This window comes from Algoriphagus sp. (genome assembly GCF_029254265.1).
Lineage (GTDB): Bacteria > Bacteroidota > Bacteroidia > Cytophagales > Cyclobacteriaceae > Algoriphagus.
The window spans coordinates 42,278-63,618 of record NZ_JAQWXX010000080.1 but is presented as its reverse complement, the minus strand read 5'-3'; the positions used below and the strand labels follow the sequence as shown (position 1 = coordinate 63,618).

Below are 21,341 nucleotides of genomic sequence, written 5' to 3'. Positions count from 1 at the left end.
AAGAGCTCAAAACTGTAGGTAAAGGCTATAGAACTTTTACCAACTTTAGAAGTGCAATCCTCTTTTTCCACGGAGGATTAAACTTATATCCCCACTAACTTAAGGGTAGAACCTCTTTTAATAAAGTGTTTGACAAGAAATTATATTTTTCATCTCTTTTTCCAAATAAATCAAATAAATATACATTGCCTAAATCAGCTGTATTCTTTTTCCCTGTTTTAATAAGCATATTAATTGAAACACCTTGTTGAATATCAAAAACATTTTCATCTTTCGATCCATCAGGAGATGTTTCTTTTTTCTTACTATTTCCATGCAAATCAATCGAATAGATTTTATCAAAGGTTTTTAGCAGATTCCATCGCATTCCCCGGAAAGTAGGATTATCCAAAAATCCATGAGGATTAATAAAGGCTAGGATTCCGCTTCCATTTTTCTCAATAAAATGCTGTCCATAGCGGATAAACTTCACATAGTCGTCATTGATGAACTTTGAGTTTTGCTCTTTGAGTTTTTCCTTTCCCCCTGGTTCCTTTTTATAATCCTCCATCAGATTCATAATCCACTCGCCTTTATTCGCACTTTCTCCGCTATATGGCGGATTTCCTGCCACGATCATCACTGGCGCATCGCGTTTAATCTGATTGGCTTCGTTGGCTTCGGCAGAAAGCCAGTTGGCAAAGAGTGTACCTGTATCCTTGTGGTATTCCTCTAGGGAATTGGTGAGATAGATTCGGAATCGCTGACCTTTGGTGCCGGTGTAGCCCGTTTGCTTCAGCAGCAGATCCAGCTTCAGATGTGCCATGGCATAGGATGCCATCAGAAGTTCGAAGCCGTTGATGCGGGGCAGCAGGTGATTTTCCACATAGGAATTCCAGAGGCCCTGCTGTCCTTTGAATTTGGAGTAAATATGCTTGATCGCCTCGGCCACAAAAGTTCCTGTGCCAGTAGCAGGATCGAGGAACTGTACCCGATGTACTTCCTGATCCACTTCGCGCATTCCTCCGGAGAAGCGCTTGTCATGCGTCGCGATGGGCACTTTGATGGTGGTTTTGGAGGTATCCGCCAGTCCCATCGGCAGGTCAAACTCATCGATCAGAATATCATCCACGGCACGGATGATAAAATTCACCACGGGATGCGGGGTGTACCATACGCCCCGGGCTTTGCGCAGCTTGGGATCGTAGGTACTCAGGAACGTCTCGTAAAAGTGGATGATGGGATCCTCGGTCTGGGTAGCCTTGCCAAAGTTGCTCAGAATGGCATTCACATCCGCCGCCCGGAAGATATCCGCCAGCGCATCCACGATCCATTTGATCCGATCGTCCAGGTCGTAGCCGGCGATGTATTGGAAAAGCTTTCGCAGAAAAGGATTGGACTTGGGGATCAGTTCGGCAGCTTCCTGACGGGAAAAGGTATCCAGTGATTCATCGTAAAGCCGCGCCGCAAACATCCCGTAGGAGATCGTCTGGGCATAGACATCCGAAAATTCCTTTGCCGTAATGTCGTGAATCAGGATTTCCTTGAAGGCATTCATCTGCTCCCGCAGGGTAGAATTTTCCTGATTGATCTCATCGGAATTGAGGGAATTCTCGATAACATTGGCCAGCATCCGCGCTTTGCCCGCCATCATCTCGGCGAGTTTCTTCGGGCTTTTGATGCTTTGGCTGATGTGCGTGGTAAAGTCCCTGATCAGGAGTTCGAAGGTAGGGAAATTATGTGGAAGCGGAAGGATTTTACCATTATCCACTACGCCGATGCGGATAGAAGACACCAGTTCCCCGTTTTTGTAATAATAGAAATCCAAGTAATCGGTAAAGATCAGATTGTCCAGCGAGCCCTTGTATCGGTCAAATTGTTCTTTATTTCCATTCTTTTTGGCACCAGTCAAATCTGAATCTCCTATATCCTTTGCTTCGATGAAGCCGACAGGGATTTCCTTTTTATTTGTCAGAATGTAATCCGGCGCACCGCAAGCTTGGCGCTTAGGTTCGTTGGTAGCGGAGATATTCGGAACAAGTGACTCGATGAGGTGTTGAAGATCGCCTCTGAAGGTATGTTCAGTGGCATGTCCAAGCTTATATCGGGTATTGATGCTTTGTAAGTATTAGGAAACAGTCATGAAAAAACGTTAGTAAAAAAGAACTTCCTAAAGATATAAGAAGAATTAGTTTCAGAAAGAACCGATTAGAAAAATTGTTAGGTAAGAATTAAGAAAGTTTGAACTAGCCCTTCTGGGACCAGTCAATTTGCCTAGGCGGGATCCGCGACAATTATCGGAATGCAATGGGTGATACTTGATCTGTTTTATGGTGTGGAGGAACCGATTTTTTTAGAGCTGAGCAAAGAGTACTACTCCCAAGAAATAAGCAAGCATACATCCCGGTTCCTATAATGGACTACGATTAGGGAAATTCTATTTCCAAGGAGCTACGGAAAGGGATTTTTTATTCGGATTCAAAATCCTAAGATCAAGGTTCGACAGTGCAAATGTCGAACAGCGTTGGTAAAACCGACCTCCAAAATCAAAAAAGCGAAGCCCCGAATCGCTTCAGGGCTACGCTTTTATTTGAATTGGTAATTTAAAATCAGATTGACGATTAAATCTCTTCCTCAACCGAACCGCAAGTCAGCATTTTGTCACCGAAATATGGATTTCTGATTTGATCTGAAGCACTGAGCCAGAAAGCTCCTTCATTGTTTTTAGCCATAGGACAGAATTGCTTGTACAATTTCCCTTCTGTTAACATTTCGCTTTTCGCCAAAATCAAGATTTGTTGGGATAGGAGGTCAAAAGCCACACGCTGCACTTCTGGATCAGTAGAATTAGCGATTTGTTCCACAGCCACCTTCAGATTCTCCTTGCTTTGAATCTGGGAATTCTCTAAAACTGAAAGAAGGTTCTTTGCTTCGGCACTGGCTTTTTCACCGTCAGTAGCTACGAGTTGATCTTTCAGGTCCAAGTAGGAATTGATGATAGCAGTAGTTCCTTCGTTGCTAAATGATACCGAGGCAGCAGGAATAGACTCCGTTGATTCGCTGGATTCAGCCTCATGTAATTCTTGTATGTTTTCTTCTTGGTTTGAAGTTTTCTCCGAGCAGGCAAAAGTCAAACTTACCGCACAGGCCAGCAAAAGGGTGTTTTTTAAATTTGTCATTTTATAAGTGTTTATTTTCTATTCGTTTACAATTTCCCCACAATTGAGGAGCTCTTAATCTCCCCCGATAGCTATCGGGGCTTATTTTCTTTTTTTCCTCGTCATAAAAAACAAGGTAAACCCAGAGCCAACCGCTGCCAATCCCGCCAATGAAAACACACGAAGCAGGAGATTGTTGAAATTGTCCCTGCCGGCATAGTCCATGGTATGGAACATCCAGAGGAAGTCAAACCAGCGCCAGCTTCGGTGACGTACCCGTTCAAAGTTTCCACTCTTGGCATCGATATAGGCGGTTAGGTTCTCAGGATGCTCAAAATGGATCGCCCAAGCGGGTAGGGGACGACCTCGGTACTCGTGGTGCGAACCGGTTTCAGCCAGGTATTCCGCTTTGCGAATTCCATATTCGCCCTTGATGTAGATTTGAGCAATTTCTTTGGCTTCGGCTTCGGAGATTTCTCCATGAGGCGCGCCGGTTTTAGCATCGTAAAGTTGTTTTTCATTCACCCAATAATAAGGCTGATGGATCACAAAGCGGAGTTCCATGGTCGAGATTTCAAGCGTAGAATCCAATGAAGCAGGATTCACCAGATCGCTGGCCGATTGATGCATCATATGCGTCTCGTGAAATTGGTCTCCATGAATCTCATCGATATCGGTCCAACTGAAATACAAACCGGAAATCGTCCAGAGAAGGAATTGAATACCGATAAATACTCCCAGGAATCGATGAATTTTACGAGCGAAGTATTGATTGTTTTTTTTCATGAATTGATCCTGAAGTACAAGCTAAGCTGCACAAAGAAAGGTTAGAATGCCTAAAGTTAAAATGCTATGCTCAAAAGTATTTCATCAAAGGATGACAGCGAAAAAGCTTTTAAATCAGAAAGGATTATCTAATCGGGAGATTCCTGAGCGTAAGAAAATTGAAGGAGATTTAAAGTTTGTGGAGTCCTTGGGCTAGAAATACCTATTTTGAGAATCACTTTAAAAGATTGCTAATTTTAACGGTCGTAAAATTTGCAGTGAGGTGAATTTTTAAATGATTAATGCTAGAAAATCTCTTTTATGATAAAAATACATAAGCTTATAAAGTCCGCCGGAACCTGGGTTTACCTGAAGTTTTTAATTCTCATAGGATTTAGAAGACTTTTCAACTTGAAGACTAAGTTTGTTTTCTCACAAACCGGGGAGGATATGATCTTATATATGCTTCTCCGTGATATCCGTGATAACGATCTTTTTTACATAGATGTGGGCTGTAATGACCCTATTCATGACTCAAATACTTTTCTTTTTTATTTGAATGGAGGTTCGGGGATTTGCATTGATGGCAATAAATCATTGATCGATAAACACAAAAAAATCAGAACAAGAGATATTTCTATTTGCAGTCTCGTCTCTGACGAAGTGGAGGAAGTGACTTTTTATATTTCAAAGGAAAACAGGGTTAGTACAGCCAGTAAAGAGGTCATGATTAACAACTCTAAGCGTTGGGAATTTGGGGATAAACAAAACCTGAAAACCAGAACGCTGAATGAAATTTTGGATAGCAATTTACCAAAAGGACAAGCGATTCATCTGCTTTCTATTGACGTCGAAGGCTATGATTTCAAAGTTTTGAAGTCAATTGATTTAGAGCAATATCAACCAAGAGTTATTGTCATTGAGATGCATTCTTTTTCTCTGGATCCTGACTTTTTGAAGTCGGATGAAGTAATCTTATACCTTCAATCTTATGGATATTCACTGAAATATTATGCAACTTTCAACGCCTACTTTGTTCGAACGGCATAAATTCCTAAGGTAAACCTCAGTGAGCCCAAGAGTTAGAAATTTGCATGGAAAGCAGATTGAAAATTCTTCACTTAAATAATTTGGACCTCTGCCACTGCTTACTGCCACTGCTTACTGCCAACTGATTACTGCCCACTGCTCACTGCCCACTGCCTATTTCCGCAAAAATGTCTCTGTCACTTCTCCGCAAGCCAACATGGATTTTCCAAAGTAGGGGTTACGAATTTCTTCAGATTCACTAAGCCAATAAGCTCCTTTGTCATCAAAAGCCATCGGGCAATATTCCTTATATACCTTGTCTTTTGTCAATCCAAAAGTCTCTGTTAACTCCAGAAATGCTTGGGAAAGTGGAGAGAAATGCCGGCGTTGATTTGCGATTTCAGACTCCTTTGTGATCATCCCTGCAGCTTTTTGGATTTCGCTTCGAATCACCATCCATTGATCATGGGCAGGACCTTTGACCAAACTCATATCCACTTTAGAAAGGCTACTTTGTACAGCAGCTGCTGCCTTTTGAGTGGCTAAAGCATCATCACTAACCAAGCTGTTTTTCACTTTGAAATATTCCTCGGTTAACTGGGTGAGTTGAGACTGGAAAATAGTAGAAACTTCTATCTTTTTGTTCTCTGGGCGATTCATCATGCTATAACCTCCCGCTAATTGTGATGCTGCATCAATGGCAAATACACCATTGGTAACAATCTCTTCGCCGGCTTCCAAACCAGCCTCTACGCTGTACATTTCACCAATTTTGGAGCCAATAGTAATTTCCCGCATCTCAAAAGAAGGGTATTCGGCATTGGGAACTTTCACATAGACTATGGAACGCTTACCAGACCAAAGCAAAGCAGTTCGAGGAATTGCTATGGATGCGTTCTGTGCTTTGGAATTTGTTTTCACTTTTGCAGAAACAAACATTTCCGGCAAAAGCTTTCCGTTCGGATTTGCCAGCTCTGCTCGTAGCGATGCTGCACGAGTTGCGGGATTAATAATTGGATCGATGTAAGTGACTTTTGCGGTAAAAGTTTGCCCTGGAATTCCTGCTGCCGTGAACGAAATCGGATTGCCGACTGCGACCAGTGGCAAGTCAGATTCGTAGGCATCAAGCATAACCCAGATTTTATCCAGGTCAACTACATTGAAAAGCACAGTTCCGGTATTGACATAGTCCCCAACAGCAATATTCCGCTGGGTGACAATTCCGCTATGACTGGCTAGGATCTCAAAAGCTGTGATTGCTGTCCCTGAATTTTCAATGTTGGAAATTTGAGCCTCAGTCAATTTCCAAAGTCGGAGTTTCTCCAGCGCTGCCTGATACAGTTCAGGGAAAGTCTGTTTGGTCTTTGCTGCTTCCAAGAGTTCTTTCTGAGCGGTCACTAATTCTGGAGAATAGACGGTGGCAAGTCGCTGTCCAACCTTGACTTTCTCTCCGGTAAAGCTGACAAAGAGCTTTTCAATTCTTCCGGGAAACTTAGCAGTTACTGATGCGTTTTGGCGCTCATCTGCTTCGATTTTTCCGGTTAGGCTTAATTCTCCATCACTGGTCATTGCACCTACGATGGTCGTCTGGATATTTGCCATGGCAATGGCTTCCGGAGTCATTTCATGAACCATTGGGTTGGAAGATCCAGACCTGTTTCCTGAAACCAGCGGAATCAAATCCATCCCACAAATAGGACAATCTCCGGGCTCATTCAATTTAATCTGAGGATGCATAGAGCAAGTCCAAAGTTGATTTGCCAAAGCTTCCACGCCATGCTCATGTGCATCATCCGCAACTTTTGGTTCGGATGGACTGATCAACCAGCCGATGCTGATCCCGATTAAAAGGATCAATCCGCCAAATAGGTATGACTTTCTAGTTTGAGTTTCCATGTGATTAATTAGAATAAGAGTGAAGCGAAGCAGCTGAAAGCATATCCAGCATGGCTATCGCATTATGTTGTTTGGTGATGGCAGCGATTTTCGAAAATTCATAATCCAACACTAATTGCTGGGCACGAAGTACTTCTTCGAAATCTTGGCCATTGGTGGCATAGGCGGTGAGTAGTAAGCTTAAGTTTTGCTTTGCCAGTTCCAATTGTGAGTCATAGAGGGTGACTTTCCGATTCGCATCTTCAAAATCCCGGATCGCTTTTGACCAAGCAATCTCCAATTGATTCAAGGTGTTTTCTTTTTTGAATCGAACAGATTCCTGAAGCAGTTCAGCTTCTTTGATCCTGGCATTGGTTTTCTTTCGGTAGATCGGAAGGCTCATAGTCACCATGGGCATGATCATATCATTACCACCCATGGACATGCCATCTTCGATTCGAGGTTTGAAAGGCATGTAATTTACTCCTGCTCCGAGCATGGGTCTACCATCAAGTTTTGCCATTTCCTTTTGAGATTCCAACGCCATCAGCTCAGCATCATACATGGCGAGCATGGGATTGTTTGCGCTGATACTATCTAGGATAAGTTGCTTGTCGATACTCAGTTCGAAAGGCAACAAGGGCTCAGGGTTAGCGATTTCCGAGTCTAGATCTCCATTCATCAGCTTATTCAGCTCCACTTGAAGCGGGAGTTTGTTTGCTTCAAGTAATTGTAAATCATTTTCTAACACATTGATTTGCATTCGAATTCGAAGCACATCCGTCATTCCCGGTCCAGTGGCACTCATCTCAGAAGGGCTTGACATTCCCGAGCTTTTGCTTGAACTTGACATGCTTTGGGATGAATTGCTCATCGCATTCATTCCTCCTGCACCTGCGGAAACGCTGGAGTTTGAGGACGATGCCATTGGAGTCGAATTTGGACCGGCGGCCGAAGAAGATGCGCTTTCAAAGCGGATCAAAGCCATTCGCTCGTATTTGCGAAGAATTTCCAGGTTTTCTTCAGTGATTCTGATTTCCTGCTGCAATTCTGCCAGGGCATACCAGGCAATTCTAAATTGATAGAACAAGTTGTTTTTAGCATTCAAGAAAAGCTGGTATCGGGCCAAAGCCATTTGATTAGCTTCAGATTCTTGTGTTTTCAGCGTTCCAAACCAAGGAAACATTTGCATCAGTCGGATATCTGCCTGCTGATTTCCCATGAATCGCTCCATCGGACGAAAGAAGAATCCAACCTGAAGTTCCGGATCAGGAAGACTGACTTGATTTCCCCGCTCTGAAGCAGCCAAGTAGTTATTGTAAGCAGCCTTCAACTCAGGATTATTTTCGGCAGCTTTGATGAGGTAGTCATCCAAACTTTGCGCAAGTGAAACCGACCCAAATCCAGCCAGTAGCACTAAGGTTAAGAGTAGCTTAGTCATTTTTTTTCTTATTTAATTTCCGCTCAGCCCACCAGCTATAGAGCACTGGGACAAGGAAAAGAGTGATCAATTCGATGGTCATTCCTCCAAAAGAAGGAATCGCCATAGGAATCATAATATCGGAACCTCGACCTGAGGAAGAGAGTACTGGGATCAAAGCCAGTAGGGTAGTGGCGGTGGTCATCAGACAAGGAAGCACTCGCTTTTTACCGGCTTCTAAGACGGCTTCTCTGATCTCCTTCACCGTTTCGGGACTATTGGATTCGAAGCTTTGCTTCAAATAAGAAGCGACAACCACACCATCATCCGTAGCGATTCCGAACAGGGCGATAAATCCTACCCAAACTGCCACACTCAAGTTGTAGGTTTTCATCTGAAAGAGATCCCGCATCTCTGTTCCCATAAAAGAGAAGTTGAGAAACCAATCCTGTCCATAAAACCAGAGCATCAAGAATCCTCCGGAAAAAGCCATTGCGATCCCTGAGAATACAAATACAGTGGTGGAAATGGATTTGAACTGGAAATAGAGAATCAGGAAAATCGCGATCAGACAGAGTGGAACAACAATCGCCAATCGCTGCTCTGCACGTAATTGATTTTCATAGGAACCCGAGAAGACATAACGAACCCCAGCTGGCACGACCAATTCACCGGAATCAATCTTACTTTTCAGGTAGCGCTGCGCATCCTCAACGACCGTTACCTCTGCAAATCCTGGCATTTTATCCAGTAGCACATAACCCACGAGAAAGCTATTTTCTGCCCGAATCATATCCGGTCCTGCTCTATAGGTGATATTGGCCAATTGTCCCAAAGGAATATAGCTTCCAAGTGGTGTCGGTACTTGGATGCTTGCGATTGCCGCAGGATCGTCGCGGAACTCACGTGCATAGCGTACACGAATCGGGAATCGCTCTCGACCTTCGACAGTCGTACTGAGTTTCATGCCACCGATTGCCGTTTCGATAAAGTCCTGCACGTCCACGACATTCATTCCGTATCGGGAAATTTGCTCACGATCGATATCGAGTTCGAGGTAAGGTTTGCCTACAATTCGATCGGCAAAGACAGCCTCTTTCTTCACTGAAGGAACTTCCTTGAGGTATCCTTCCAGCTTCATCCCAAATTCCTCGATGGTTTGAAGATCAGGGCCATATACTTTGATTCCCATCGGAGCTCGCATACCAGTTTGAAGCATCACCAATCTTGTCTCGATCGGTTGAAGCTTAGGGGAAGAGGTGACTCCTGGGATATTGATGACTCCGATAATTTCTTCCCAGATATCATCAGGAGATTTGATTTGAGATCGCCACTGACGAAAATATTCCCCATTGTCATCTGGAATCAAGTCGGAAGACTTGACTTTATTAGGCGTATTCAGGCTTGGATCATAGAAATCACCCGATTTCAATTCATAGAAACCATCTGAATTGACCTTATATCGAAGTCTATTTCCGTCAGCATCTGTGGCGTATTCAGATTTGTAGTTTATGGTATTTTCAAACATGGAAATCGGTGCTGGATCAATGGCAGTTTCTGCCCGGCCAGCCTTTCCTACTACCAAATCAACTTCTGGAATTGCTGTTACCAGCATATCTAATTTTTGAAGGACTTCCCGATTTTCCGCCATTCCGGAATGCGGCATAGTCGTCGGCATCAAGAGAAAAGAACCTTCATTTAGCGAAGGCATAAATTCTTTCCCTAGGCCGGGGAAGCTATGGCTCAAGCCAGACCAAAAGCTGGTGGATCGAAGATTCCAGCCAATTTTATCTGAAGCATTTGAAACTACTCCGAAAACTCGGTCAAATCCAAGCCAGACATTTACCCCAAGAAGCAGAATAACAATCGGAAGGATCAGGAATTTTCCTTTGTTATTGAGGCACCAAAGGAGGATTTGGGGATAGTAGCGAAGAAAAATCGTGAAGGCGCCTAAGACTAAACCGATGATTAATCCAATAAATAAGAAGTTGGAAAAAAGGCTATTGGAAACACCTAGAGGGAGCCATTTAATAGTCAGCAACCAGGAAATTGCAATCACTGTGATGCCTACGCGGATATAATCCTGATATTTCCCAACCCGCTCTGGATAATAGTTGATCAGCAAATTAGCTACGCCAAAGGCAAACAAAACCCAGCCAGCCCATGCCCAAACTGTAAAAGCGATGATTGGGCCAAGAACTACCAAGGCGATGTTCAAGTAAAGGCTTCTTTGTTTACTGGCACTTTTCAGGGAAAAAATCCAATGTGAAAAGGCCGGCATGATCAATAATGTAAAGATCAATGCTGAAATCAGTGCAAAAGATTTGGTGTAAGCCAAAGGTCCAAAGAGCTTTCCTTCGGCAGCTTGAAGTGTGAATACAGGTAGAAAGCTGACAATAGTCGTACTGACCGCAGTAAGAATAGCTGAGGCAACTTCGGTTGTTGCCAAGTAAATCGTTTTCAATTTAGACTGACCTTCAGGAGCATCTTCCAAATGGCGGAGGACATTCTCATTGAGAATTATTCCCAAATCCACCATGGTTCCAATCGCAATGGCGATACCTGAAAGCGCTACAATATTGGCATCCACGCCGAAGTATTTCATGAAGATGAAGCACATCAGCACTGCCAAAGGCAATAACGCAGAAATCAGGAATGATGCTCGGAGATTCGAAACCATTACCACGATCACAATAATGGTGATTAGGATTTGGAGTGAAATGGCTTCGTAAAGGGTGCCAAGTGTTTCGAAAATCAAACCAGATCTATCGTAGAAAGGCACGATGGTAACTTTTGAAACCCGACCATCTGCTAAGGTTTTGGAAGGTAAGCCTTCAGAAAGTTTTTCGATTTCAGCTTTTACACCTTGAATTACAGCCAGCGGATTGTCTCCATATCTGGCGATGACTACTCCACCCACGGCTTCAGCGCCTGATTTATCCAAGATTCCGCCCATATTTCGGACCTGTGGACCGATGTTGACTTTGGCGATATCCTTGATTCGAATCGGGACATTGTTGGTGACTTTGACCACGGCCATATCCAGATCCGAGAGTTCTTCCACATAGCCAAGACCTCGCACGAAGTAATCTACTCTATTGACTTCGATGGTATTGGCACTGACGTCCAGATTACTTTTTCGAACCGCCTGCATCACATCCATCAGAGTTACTCCATTTGCTTTCAAAGCAGCAGGATCTACGTCCACTTGGTATTCCTTGACATAACCACCGACCGAAGCTACCTCAGAGACACCTTCAACAGCTGTCAAAGAATAACGAACATAGTAATCCTGAATCGTTCTCAATTCATGCAAATCCCAGCCTCCAGCAGGATTTCCATCTGCATCCCTACCTTCCAGTGTGTACCAAAATACCTGACCAAGCGCGGTGGCATCTGGTCCGAGTTTGGGTTGCACATCTTCCGGTAATAATCCTGATGGGAGGGAATTGAGCTTTTCAAGCACCCGAGATCGGCTCCAGTAGAATTCGGTGTCCTCATCAAAAATGATGTAGATACTGGAGAAGCCAAATGCCGAACTACTTCTGACACTTTTCACCCCTGGCAAACCCAAAAGCGAAGTGGTGAGTGGATAGGTAATTTGATCTTCCACATCCTGTGGGGATCGTCCCATCCATTCTGTAAAGACGATTTGTTGATTTTCTCCGATATCGGGAATGGCATCCACTGGCACAGGATCTCTTGGGAGAAATCCTGTATCCCAATTGAATGGAGCTGTCACTACTCCCCAAGCTATGATAAGCAGGAGTAAGAGTACAGTGACTAGTTTGTTTTCAAGAAAAAACTTGATGATTTTATTTAGCATAATCAGATCCGGTAAACGAAATAGAAAGAATCCTTTGCCCAAACAGGCAAAAGCTTATTCTCCCAACTCAGCTGAATTGGGCTACCGGAAAGATTAAATTAAGAAGGATTGGTGAAGTACTTGGAGGTCTTGCCTCAGAATAGGGGGAGGGTAATCTTGGTAATTAGTATGGTTTTCAATTGGGAAAAAAGAAATACCCAAGAAGGTATAAACCAGAGAAACCACAAACTCAGGTGAGTAATCCAAGGCTATTTGAGCCTTCTGAAGATCTTGGTCTAAAACCAATAACTCAAACTGCTCATCACAGCAATCATTTTCTTCGTGCGAAGAAGATTCTGGTTCAGAATGACAGTTAGGCTTCTTTTTAGCCATCTCGCACTCGATCTCAGTGGTTGAAAATCCAATTGCGCTCTCCATCTCAGTACCCATGCAGAGATGAATAGTTTTGGCTAATCCAACATTGCTGAGGAGGATCAGAAGAGAAAACGCTATGGAAAGAATCTTTTTCAACAGTTCAAACTTACGGAATTATTGGGAAAGAGTTGGATATGGAATGTTTGGTGCTAGATGTCCGATGTCGATTGGTAGATGAAATGTCAACAGACCACGATCCACAACCTACTAGCATGCCTTTACGAGTGAGAACATTTCAATCTGAATCATTTCTAATTTTTACCAACTTCAGTCCCTTGAACTAATTTCAAATGGCTGTCGACTATCGTCTGTGGACTGTTGACTGGCAACTGCACTTCTGTTTCAAAATACAAGTGGTAATGTTTGCTACATCCGGGATTGAAAGCAGATTTACAATTTGGACAAGTATTGTTAGAGTTCTGATAGTCTGTAATGCTCAACTCTGTTCCACATACCCCACAAAGGATCGCTTTGGTATCAAATTCAGCTTTTGGCCAGACGGAAGGCTGATGATCGGCTGTTTCCTCATGACAACTGAAGCAAGGATAATACTTATCGCAGCAATGAAATTTGATTGCGATAATATCCAAATCCGAATGCCAATGCTGACAGCGGGTCTGCTGATCAACCGGCTTGCCATAGATATTAATGCCTTTGATCTCAGATCGAACCACTGGTAAAAGCGGCAAAGACTGGGCTAGAACTTGTCCTGAGAAAAGGATCAAGAAGAAAAAGAGTGGCGCTTTCATAGGTGAAATTTGCTCAAAACTACTCTGGTTTAGCGATAAAACCAGCTTTGATTACAGTTTTGAATACATCTTCAGCACTCATGTCTTCGGATTCTATAGTTAGAATTCGATCTTCACTTTTCAAATCTACTTCCCAGGATTTGACCCGTGGCTCGGCATTGAGAATAGGAGTGACCTTTGCTAGGCAATTGCCGCAGTTGATGTTGGTTTTGAATTTTTGTGTTTTCATCTGTTTATAATTTGTTTTTCAACGGTCATATGGAATCTCTCAAGGCTTATAATCATCCCAGTGTGTGACTTTTTAGTCATGCTCGATTTCATGTTTGGTTTCTAAGGTTGTAAAGTTGAAAGGTTTTAAGGTGATAAGTAGAAATAAGATTGAAATACTGTAGAAATACGATCGAAATAAAACTCCTTAGGAGTTGAAATAGAAAACCCCAAAAATTGCTTAGACCCTATTTCGCGAAGCGTATATCACTTAGTCTATTTCGCGCAGCGTATTTCATTTTAGTATTTCGCGAAGCGTATTTCATTCCAGTATTTCGCAAAGCGTATTTCATTTTAGTATTTCGCGAAGCGTATTTAAAATTATCAATTATAAGGTTTTTCCCTTCAAACGAAGACTATTCAATACTACTGACACAGAACTTAAAGCCATTGCGCCACCGGCGATCATGGGATCCAACAGGAAACCGTTGATCGGATAAAGGATTCCGGCAGCGATTGGAATACCAATAAGGTTATAGGTAAAGGCCCAGAAAAGATTCTGATGGATTCCGTTTACAGTCAGTTTAGAGAGGTTGAACGCCTTTGGGATTACCTGAAGATCGGAAGAGATGATCGTCATCTTGGCGACATCCATCGCAATATCAGATCCATGCCCCATAGCAATACTGACATCTGCTTGTGCCAAAGCTTCAGAATCATTGATTCCATCCCCAACCATTGCAACGATCTTTCCCTCTGCCTGCAATTTCTTGATGAATTCAGATTTATCAGAAGGTAAAACCTCGGCTTTGAAATCTGTCAATCCTACTTGATCTGCTACAGCTTTTGCAGTTTGGGAATTATCTCCGGTAAGCATATAAACTTCAATTCCTTCTTTTTTCAAGCTTGCAATAGCAGCTTTTGAACTTGGTTTGATCGTATCTGCGATGGCAATTACAGCAAGCACTTTTGATTCATCAGCAAAGAAAACCACTGTTTTGGCTTTATTTCTCCAAGTCTCAGCTATGCGTAGGGATTCTGAATCTAATTCAATCCCTTTACCGGAAAGTAATTTTTGGTTACCAACATAGTATTGATCCCCTGATATCGACTTAGCCTCTACACCATTTCCAGGGATGCTTTGAAAACTCTGAATCGTAGCCGGACTGATTTTTTTCTCGGTTAATGTTTTAACGACCGCTTCAGCAAGTGGGTGCTCTGAAGCCGATTCAATAGCCAGCAAAATAGGCGCAAAATCCTCTTCTCCACTTTCTGTTGTCCATTCCAGATTGGTTACACTGGTTTTACCAGAGGTAATTGTCCCTGTCTTATCCAAGATCACCACGTTGACTTTATGTGCTAATTCCAGACTTTCCGCATCCTTGATCAGGATATTATTTTCAGCTCCTTTTCCTACTCCAACCATAATCGCTGTTGGCGTAGCCAATCCCAAGGCACAGGGACAAGCTATGACCAGAACAGCAATTGAATTCATCAAAGCATGTGTGAATGCATCCTCACCACCCACTAGCATCCATACTGCGAAAGTCAGGATGGAAATTGAGATTACCACCGGGACAAAGATTCCAGCAATCTTGTCTACGAGTTTCTGAACAGGAGCTTTACTTCCCTGAGCTTCCTGTACGCGCTGAATAATTTGAGATAGGAGGGTTTCGCTACCTACTTTTTCTGCGATAAATCTAAAACTGCCCTTCTGATTGACTGTTCCGGCAAATACAACTTCACCTTCTTTCTTTTCGACTGCCAAAGGTTCTCCGGAAATCATACTTTCATCCACGAAGGAATGACCGGAAATTACCTTTCCATCAACAGGGATTTTTTCTCCCGGTCGCACAATGATTTCATAGCCTTTTTGCACAGCTTCGATCGGAATTTCCTGCTCCTTGCCATCAATTTTGGCTTTTAGGGTTTTTGGCTGAAGCCCCATCAACTTTTTCAGAGCTGTGGTAGTATTCGATTTTGCACGAGCTTCCAGCAGTTTTCCTAAGGTGATAAAAGTGATAATTACCGTAGCCGCTTCATAATACACGTGAGGTTGTACACCTCTTGAAAGCCAAAATTCAGGAAATAGGGTATTTGCTAAACTAAATAAGAATGCGATTCCTGTACTCAGCGCGACCAAAGTATCCATATTGGCCTTTCGAAACTTAGCTTGCTTCCATGCACCTATAAAAAAAGACTGACCGAAATAGAATAAAACTGGTATCGTCAAAACCAAGGAAATCCATCTTCCGGGTTCCCAATCCATAAAAAACATTCCAAACACAACCACTGGCACAGTCAGAATAGCTGACCAAATCGTGCGGAGTTTGATTTTTTGATATTCCTCTGCTTGGGCTTCGGCTACTACTTTGGAAGTGTTTTCATCGGAAATAATCAGACCATAACCAATTGCTGTTAAAGCATTATTTAGGTCATCAGCCTTGATTTCATCAGAATATTCCACCTGAACAGTGTTGGTCGCAAAGTTCACATTTGCTGATTTCACTCCATCCGTATATTGAAGAATCGTCTCTACGCTGGAAGCACAAGCTGCACAGGTCATGCCTGTGACTGGAAAAGTTCGTTTGGTGATCTGCTGAGTTTCAGTTTCCATAAGATAAATTACACTCATCCAAAATGTCTACCACAGCAGCAATGCAGCGCAGGCAGACCATGTTTTTGATATGAATTTCTTGAGACATTTTATTTCGAATAGCTAGTTATCAAACCCGCTAAACCTGATAAAAAGTTCGGCCAATCTGAATTGAATCAAGTTGGCCGAATTTCCATTTTTTCTAATTAAATCAGCTTCATTCCTTCCGGATCCCAAAGAATCGGTTTTTCCTGTGCGATGCTCATATTGCAAGCTAGGGAAGGGGCTGCTGTTCGAAGTCCAAAGGAGGCATCTTCTAAGATTGGAGATCCTTCACGAATTCCATTGAAGAAAACGATAAAGTGGTCTAATCTATCATCGTAACCCTTTGGAGCTTCAAAGGAAGTTGGTTCGTTTTGGGAATAACCACCACCTTTACTCGTACCGTAAGTTTCCTTATACCACTTTTCAAAATCCTTCTTTTCTTTGGCAGAGAAACTCGTAAAGGAATCATATCCACCATATCCTGGAATTGGATTTCTTTTTAGGGTTTTTACGGTGAAATCATTCCAACCAATCGTGATTACCCCATCAGTTCCGACGAATTTCATTCCAAACTCACCTTTTCCTTCTCCATCGCAAAGATTGACTCTAGTAGTGACCTGAAAGGAGTCATGCCTTTCATTTTTTGGATAGGTCATAATGGCATTGATGACATCGTAGGCGTCACGACCATCTTTCCAATATTTCAAATCACCTGCGCTGAATATTTTTGTTGGACCATGAGAATCCGTGATTGTATGGACAGATGTGAGTAGATGAACGATCAAATCACCAGCTGCTCCAGTGCCATACTCTTTGTAATTTCTCCATCTGAAAAAGCGCTTGGCATCAAAAGGAATCTTTGGAGCGTAGCCCAAAAAGGTGTCAAAATCTACTGTCTCAGGACTAGCGTCTGTTGGTATTGAATAATTCCAAGCTCCATTTGAATCCGTTCGATCACAATAGGCAGAAATGAAAGTCAAGTCTCCGATTGCGCCGGATTGTAAGACTTTTTTTGCTTCCAAAATTGCAACCGAACTTGCTCGCTGACTTCCTACTTGAAATACTTTTCCGGTAGCTTTTTGTGTGTCGATGATTGCTTGTCCGTCTTCTATTCGCTGTACCATCGGTTTTTCGCAATAGACATGCTTTCCGGCTTTCATCGCATCAATAGCGATTCGTTGATGCCAGTGATCTGGAGTGCAAATCAATACTGCATCGATATCCGGACGTGCAAGCAGCTCTCGGTAATCCATGGTAGTAAATAGGTCTTTGCCCCATTTTTCCTTTGCATATTCAATTCGACCTTGATACAGATCGCAGGCAGCAACCAATTCTACACCTTCTACTAATAATGCGGTGTCAGTATCGTAATGACCGATGATTCCAGCACCGATTAGTCCAATAAGGATTTTATCGTTGGCGGAGGTCTTGATTTGAGATTGGAGTTCTATAGATTTCGCTGAAGCCGAGGTTGTGATCCCCGCACCAATTGAGGCCAAAGCAAGACTTCCAGAGGCCTTTTTTAGAAAGTCTCTACGTTGATTTTTCATGATTTTGGGTTTTAAGGTTAAAAGCGCTTTAAGATCAGGCATTTTCCACCAAAAGGCAATGTTTGCTTGATGAATGGATTAGATTCAATAAAAAATATGATTATCCGCAATGATGCCAGCAGGTTTATTTTCTTTGTTTTTCCAGATGGAAGACTGATGATAGGTGACGAAAGCGGCCTAAAATCTAGCGTTTAACTTATTATTTGCTGCTTTAAGACCTTTATTGACGGATAAGCGGAGGTACATAAAAAATTGGCTTAATAGAGACAATCTGGGTTTTGGGAAAATTTATAAAAAGTAATTTAATATCAAGTAAAACACCGAAGGGCAAATCAGGCAGCCAAGACCGGAATAGAAAGTTGCCGTTACGGCGCCATAAGGGACAAGTTTAGGATCTGTAGCAGCCAATCCTGCAGCTACCCCGCTGGTTGTCCCCATCAATCCACCATAGCTCATAGCTGCACCTTCAGAATCTAATCCAATTCGCTTCGCTAAAATAGGAGTGAGGATGGTGACGGTAATCGTCTTCACAACTCCGATTCCTATACTCAATGCAATAATATCTGAACTAGCTCCAATAGCAGCTCCTGTCACTGGGCCAATAATATAAGTACAGGCACCGGCGCCTATTGTGGTAAGCGTTACAGCATCTCTAAAGCCCCAAGCCCAACCTAAAGCCACACCAACCGTGAAAAAGATAATTAGACCTAAGAAAAGAGAGATCATTCCTGCCAAACCTGATTTTTTTATTAGAAGGAAACTTGCACTGATGGCCGTAGCTACAATGGTGAAATCTCGGAACATTCCGCCGCCCATGAAACCTACTCCTTTGAAAATTGGGATGTCCGAAAGGCCTTTTTCGCCATCTCCAAAGACCCCACCGATATAGCCTAAAACTAAGCCTAGGAAGATGGAAATGGCCGAACCTGGAATTTTTGAGCGGAAGATTTTCCTTGAAATGATTTCAGAGAAAAACATAATAACCCCAACTACCAGAAAAGCTACAATCAATCCATACGAATCAATTACCTGAATTAATTCGGACATGTCAGGAAGCTTTAAGGCCTTTCGTGAGGTAAGGGAATACGAAAAAACAGATGATAACAGGGATAGCTCCAGCTGCTATTGCCAGGCTTCCACTGGTAACTGCTGCTTTTACATTAAGGCTTGCTGCCATGGCTACTACTACAGGTATGTAGAGTTTTCCCCAAAAATCCACGCCATATTCCATTTCTGACTTGAACCAGCCTTTTCGGTGAAAACCTTCTTTGGTCAGAATCAAAATAATCATGGCAAAACCGACTCCGCCTACATTGGAATCAATTCCGATCCAATGGCCAAGTAGTGTTCCCATCCATTGCCCAGCCAAAAAAGAGAAGGCTAGAATTGCTATTCCGTATATCATTTTAAAAGAGTTTTTTCAGTTCATTCTTGGTCACTTTTCCCATTGCGTTTCGAGGCAAATCGGAAATGGTAATTATTTTTCTTGGGATTTTATAGCCTGGCATTCGTTCTTTGAGCCAGATAGTTAATTGATTTGAATCTAACTCAGGATCACATACCAAAGCGGCTACGACGATTTCCCCCCATTCTTCAGATGGGATTCCAACGACTCCGCAATCACTTATTAAGGGATAAGTACGAAGGACTTCCTCAATTTCCAAAGCAGAGATTTTATAACCTCCTGACTTGATGATGTCTATTGAATCTCTTCCAAGAATCCGATAATAACCTTCCTCTAAAACTGCAATATCACCTGTTTTGAACCATCCATCTTTTGTGAAGCTCTTTTGCGTTGCCTCAGGCTTCATCCAATATTCCTTGAAAACCGAAGGCCCTTTCACCTGAATTTCACCGGGATGACCTGGAAGTACTATTTCCTGATGCTCATCCACCAACCTGACTTCAACTTTAGGCAAGGCATGTCCGATGTACCCAGCCCTTCGTTCTCCTTCATATGGATTACTGATTGCCATTCCGATCTCGGTCATTCCATACCGCTCCAAAAGGTAGTGATTTGAAATTTTCTCCCACTGACGCATCACCGATACAGGAAGCGCAGCAGAGCCAGAAATCATCAACCTAAATTGCTTTAATAACCCAGTGATTTTCTTTTTCCGCTCTTCGGGAAAGCCTTCAAAAGCTGTCATTAATTTGAAGTAAATCGTAGGGACGGCCATGAATACATTTACTTTTCCTTCCTCGAAAATCTCAAAAACCTTCTCAGCATCAAAGGGATTTAAAAATTGCACACATGCTCCCGACCAAAGTGCCGAAGATACCACATTGATAATTCCGTGTACATGGTGTAAAGGGAGAAGGCATAGAGTATGGTCAGTTTCTTTCCATTTCCAAGCTTCCACCAAAGTGCTGATTTGAGATTCAATATTAGCGTGTGTAGTCAAGACTCCTTTTGGTAGGCTAGTCGTACCTGATGTATAAAGAATCATCGCCCCACGGTTCGAATCTATTTTAGGATGCGTAAAATCTTCAACAATTGAATTGAAATCTGATAATTTAAAAAACCGAATTTCAGCACTATCGCGAATTGGAGCTAGGACTTCCAAATATTCTGTACCTGCAATGACGTATTCAGCTTGCGTATCATCCAATACATACTTTAATGATGGGAATGGATAAGAAATACAGAGTGGAACTGCAATACCTCCAGCTTGCCAGATAGCCCATTGGGTGGCGACATAATCAAATCCGGGAGAAACCATAAACGCAACTCTTGATGCATTCAAATCATTTTTGCCGGCCAATAGATGGTTTGCTATTGTTTGGCTCTTGGATAAAAGTTGAGAAAAGGTGTAAGAACCGTTGGAATCAATTATGGCTATTTTATCTGGAAATAGAGAAGCACTTTTAAAGATTTGAAGCATTGAGTTTTTTTTGCAGACCTATATTGCAAAAAAAACTCAAGAAATCGAGGTATCCTAACTTATCGCAAGTTGCACGTAAAATAGAATTGCAGTATCTCAATAATTGAATCCTTACTTATTGATCTTGCTTGAATGCTAAATCATTTAAAGAAATTTTTTAAAAATGAAAAACTTATCCACCTCCTGTTTGTTATACATAGACACATCAAAAAAAAGAAACCAAAAAAATGAAAAATTTAAGATTATTATCACTGGCACTTGCTGCAGCAGCGACTAGTTTTGTGATGAGTTGTGAAAGCAAACCAACTGAAGAAACAGAGACCGTAGTTGTTGAAGAAACAGTAGTAGAGGAAGTTCCAAATACTGTTGTTGATATCGCGGTAGGTTCTCCGGATCATACTACATTGGTTGCAGCAGTTCAGGCAGCAGGATTAGTAGAAACTCTTTCTGGTGATGGTCCATTTACAGTTTTTGCTCCTACTAATGCTGCTTTTGCAGCACTTCCTGAAGGAACTGTAGATACACTATTAAAGCCTGAAAACAAAGATCAATTGACAGGCATTCTAACTTACCATGTAGTAGCTGGTAACGTAATGTCTGGAGATCTATCTGATGGACAAGTAGTAACTACGCTTAATGGTCAGACGCTAACTGTATCTATTAAAGATGGAGTAGTTATGATCAATGGAGCAAAAGTTGTAGCTGCAGATCTTGCAGGCACTAACGGTGTTGTTCACGTAATTGACGCTGTACTTTTACCGAATTAATTTCACTTCGTGAAAAAATGAAAACCTGCTTCGGCAGGTTTTTTTTTGTTTTTTTTCGAGTAAGCATCAATTAAAT

At 42.3% G+C, this 21,341-nt stretch carries 16 protein-coding genes; 2 read left to right on the top strand and 14 right to left on the bottom strand.

The features are described from left to right. Positions 1-94 precede the first annotated feature (94 nt). The 3 genes from P8O16_RS12030 to P8O16_RS12020 all read right to left on the bottom strand — a co-directional run bounded on the left by P8O16_RS12030 (position 95) and on the right by P8O16_RS12020 (position 3,923). The gene (locus P8O16_RS12030) at positions 95-1,891 is read right to left on the bottom strand and encodes a hypothetical protein (protein ID WP_300315122.1); all 1,797 of its coding nucleotides are present in this window, start codon (positions 1,889-1,891) and stop codon (positions 95-97) included. Between the two features lie 709 nt (positions 1,892-2,600). Next, on the bottom strand, positions 2,601-3,158 hold the full coding sequence (locus P8O16_RS12025) for a DUF3347 domain-containing protein (protein ID WP_300315119.1): 558 nt from the start codon (positions 3,156-3,158) through the stop codon (positions 2,601-2,603). 81 nt (positions 3,159-3,239) lie between these two features. Next, on the bottom strand, positions 3,240-3,923 hold the full coding sequence (locus P8O16_RS12020; protein ID WP_300315116.1) for a PepSY domain-containing protein: 684 nt from the start codon (positions 3,921-3,923) through the stop codon (positions 3,240-3,242). Between the two features lie 300 nt (positions 3,924-4,223). Between P8O16_RS12020 and P8O16_RS12015 the strand changes: the two genes are divergently transcribed. Beyond that, positions 4,224-4,952 (top strand): FkbM family methyltransferase, encoded by a 729-nt coding sequence (locus P8O16_RS12015; protein ID WP_300315114.1) that lies wholly within the window; start codon positions 4,224-4,226, stop codon positions 4,950-4,952. A 153-nt stretch (positions 4,953-5,105) separates the two neighbouring features. Here P8O16_RS12015 and P8O16_RS12010 read toward each other — a convergent pair whose 3' ends face one another. The 11 genes from P8O16_RS12010 to P8O16_RS11960 all read right to left on the bottom strand — a co-directional run bounded on the left by P8O16_RS12010 (position 5,106) and on the right by P8O16_RS11960 (position 20,498). Beyond that, entirely contained in the window at positions 5,106-6,827 is a 1,722-nt protein-coding gene (locus tag P8O16_RS12010) for an efflux RND transporter periplasmic adaptor subunit (RefSeq protein ID WP_300315112.1), read from the bottom strand. A gap of 4 nt (positions 6,828-6,831) precedes the next feature. Then, on the bottom strand, positions 6,832-8,247 hold the full coding sequence (locus tag P8O16_RS12005; protein WP_300315110.1) for a TolC family protein: 1,416 nt from the start codon (positions 8,245-8,247) through the stop codon (positions 6,832-6,834). Beyond that, positions 8,240-12,052 (bottom strand): efflux RND transporter permease subunit, encoded by a 3,813-nt coding sequence (locus P8O16_RS12000; RefSeq protein ID WP_300315109.1) that lies wholly within the window; start codon positions 12,050-12,052, stop codon positions 8,240-8,242. The genes P8O16_RS12005 and P8O16_RS12000 overlap by 8 nt, the downstream gene beginning before the upstream one ends. A gap of 93 nt (positions 12,053-12,145) precedes the next feature. Further along, positions 12,146-12,562, bottom strand: a complete 417-nt coding sequence (locus P8O16_RS11995; RefSeq protein WP_300315107.1) for a hypothetical protein — start codon at positions 12,560-12,562, stop codon at positions 12,146-12,148. 155 nt (positions 12,563-12,717) lie between these two features. Beyond that, positions 12,718-13,215 (bottom strand): CHY zinc finger protein, encoded by a 498-nt coding sequence (locus tag P8O16_RS11990; RefSeq protein WP_300315105.1) that lies wholly within the window; start codon positions 13,213-13,215, stop codon positions 12,718-12,720. Between the two features lie 19 nt (positions 13,216-13,234). Further along, a complete protein-coding gene (locus P8O16_RS11985; RefSeq protein ID WP_300315103.1) occupies positions 13,235-13,444 on the bottom strand; it encodes a heavy-metal-associated domain-containing protein in 210 nt (69 codons plus the stop codon). Between the two features lie 366 nt (positions 13,445-13,810). Continuing rightward, entirely contained in the window at positions 13,811-16,039 is a 2,229-nt protein-coding gene (locus P8O16_RS11980; RefSeq protein WP_300315101.1) for a cation-translocating P-type ATPase, read from the bottom strand. Between the two features lie 185 nt (positions 16,040-16,224). Then, the gene (locus P8O16_RS11975; protein WP_300315100.1) at positions 16,225-17,613 is read right to left on the bottom strand and encodes a Gfo/Idh/MocA family oxidoreductase; all 1,389 of its coding nucleotides are present in this window, start codon (positions 17,611-17,613) and stop codon (positions 16,225-16,227) included. A gap of 288 nt (positions 17,614-17,901) precedes the next feature. Then, complete coding sequence (gene madM / locus P8O16_RS11970) at positions 17,902-18,660, bottom strand: malonate transporter subunit MadM (protein ID WP_300315098.1); 759 nt, start codon at positions 18,658-18,660, stop codon at positions 17,902-17,904. A gap of 1 nt (position 18,661) precedes the next feature. Continuing rightward, positions 18,662-19,018 (bottom strand): malonate transporter subunit MadL, encoded by a 357-nt coding sequence (gene madL / locus P8O16_RS11965; protein ID WP_300315096.1) that lies wholly within the window; start codon positions 19,016-19,018, stop codon positions 18,662-18,664. 1 nt (position 19,019) lies between these two features. Further along, positions 19,020-20,498, bottom strand: coding sequence for an acyl-CoA synthetase (locus tag P8O16_RS11960; RefSeq protein ID WP_300315095.1), 1,479 nt, complete (start codon positions 20,496-20,498; stop codon positions 19,020-19,022). 227 nt (positions 20,499-20,725) lie between these two features. On the opposite strand from P8O16_RS11960, the gene P8O16_RS11955 reads away from it, so the two are divergent. Next, on the top strand, positions 20,726-21,265 hold the full coding sequence (locus tag P8O16_RS11955) for a fasciclin domain-containing protein (RefSeq protein WP_300315092.1): 540 nt from the start codon (positions 20,726-20,728) through the stop codon (positions 21,263-21,265). The last annotated feature ends 76 nt before the right edge of the window (positions 21,266-21,341 follow it).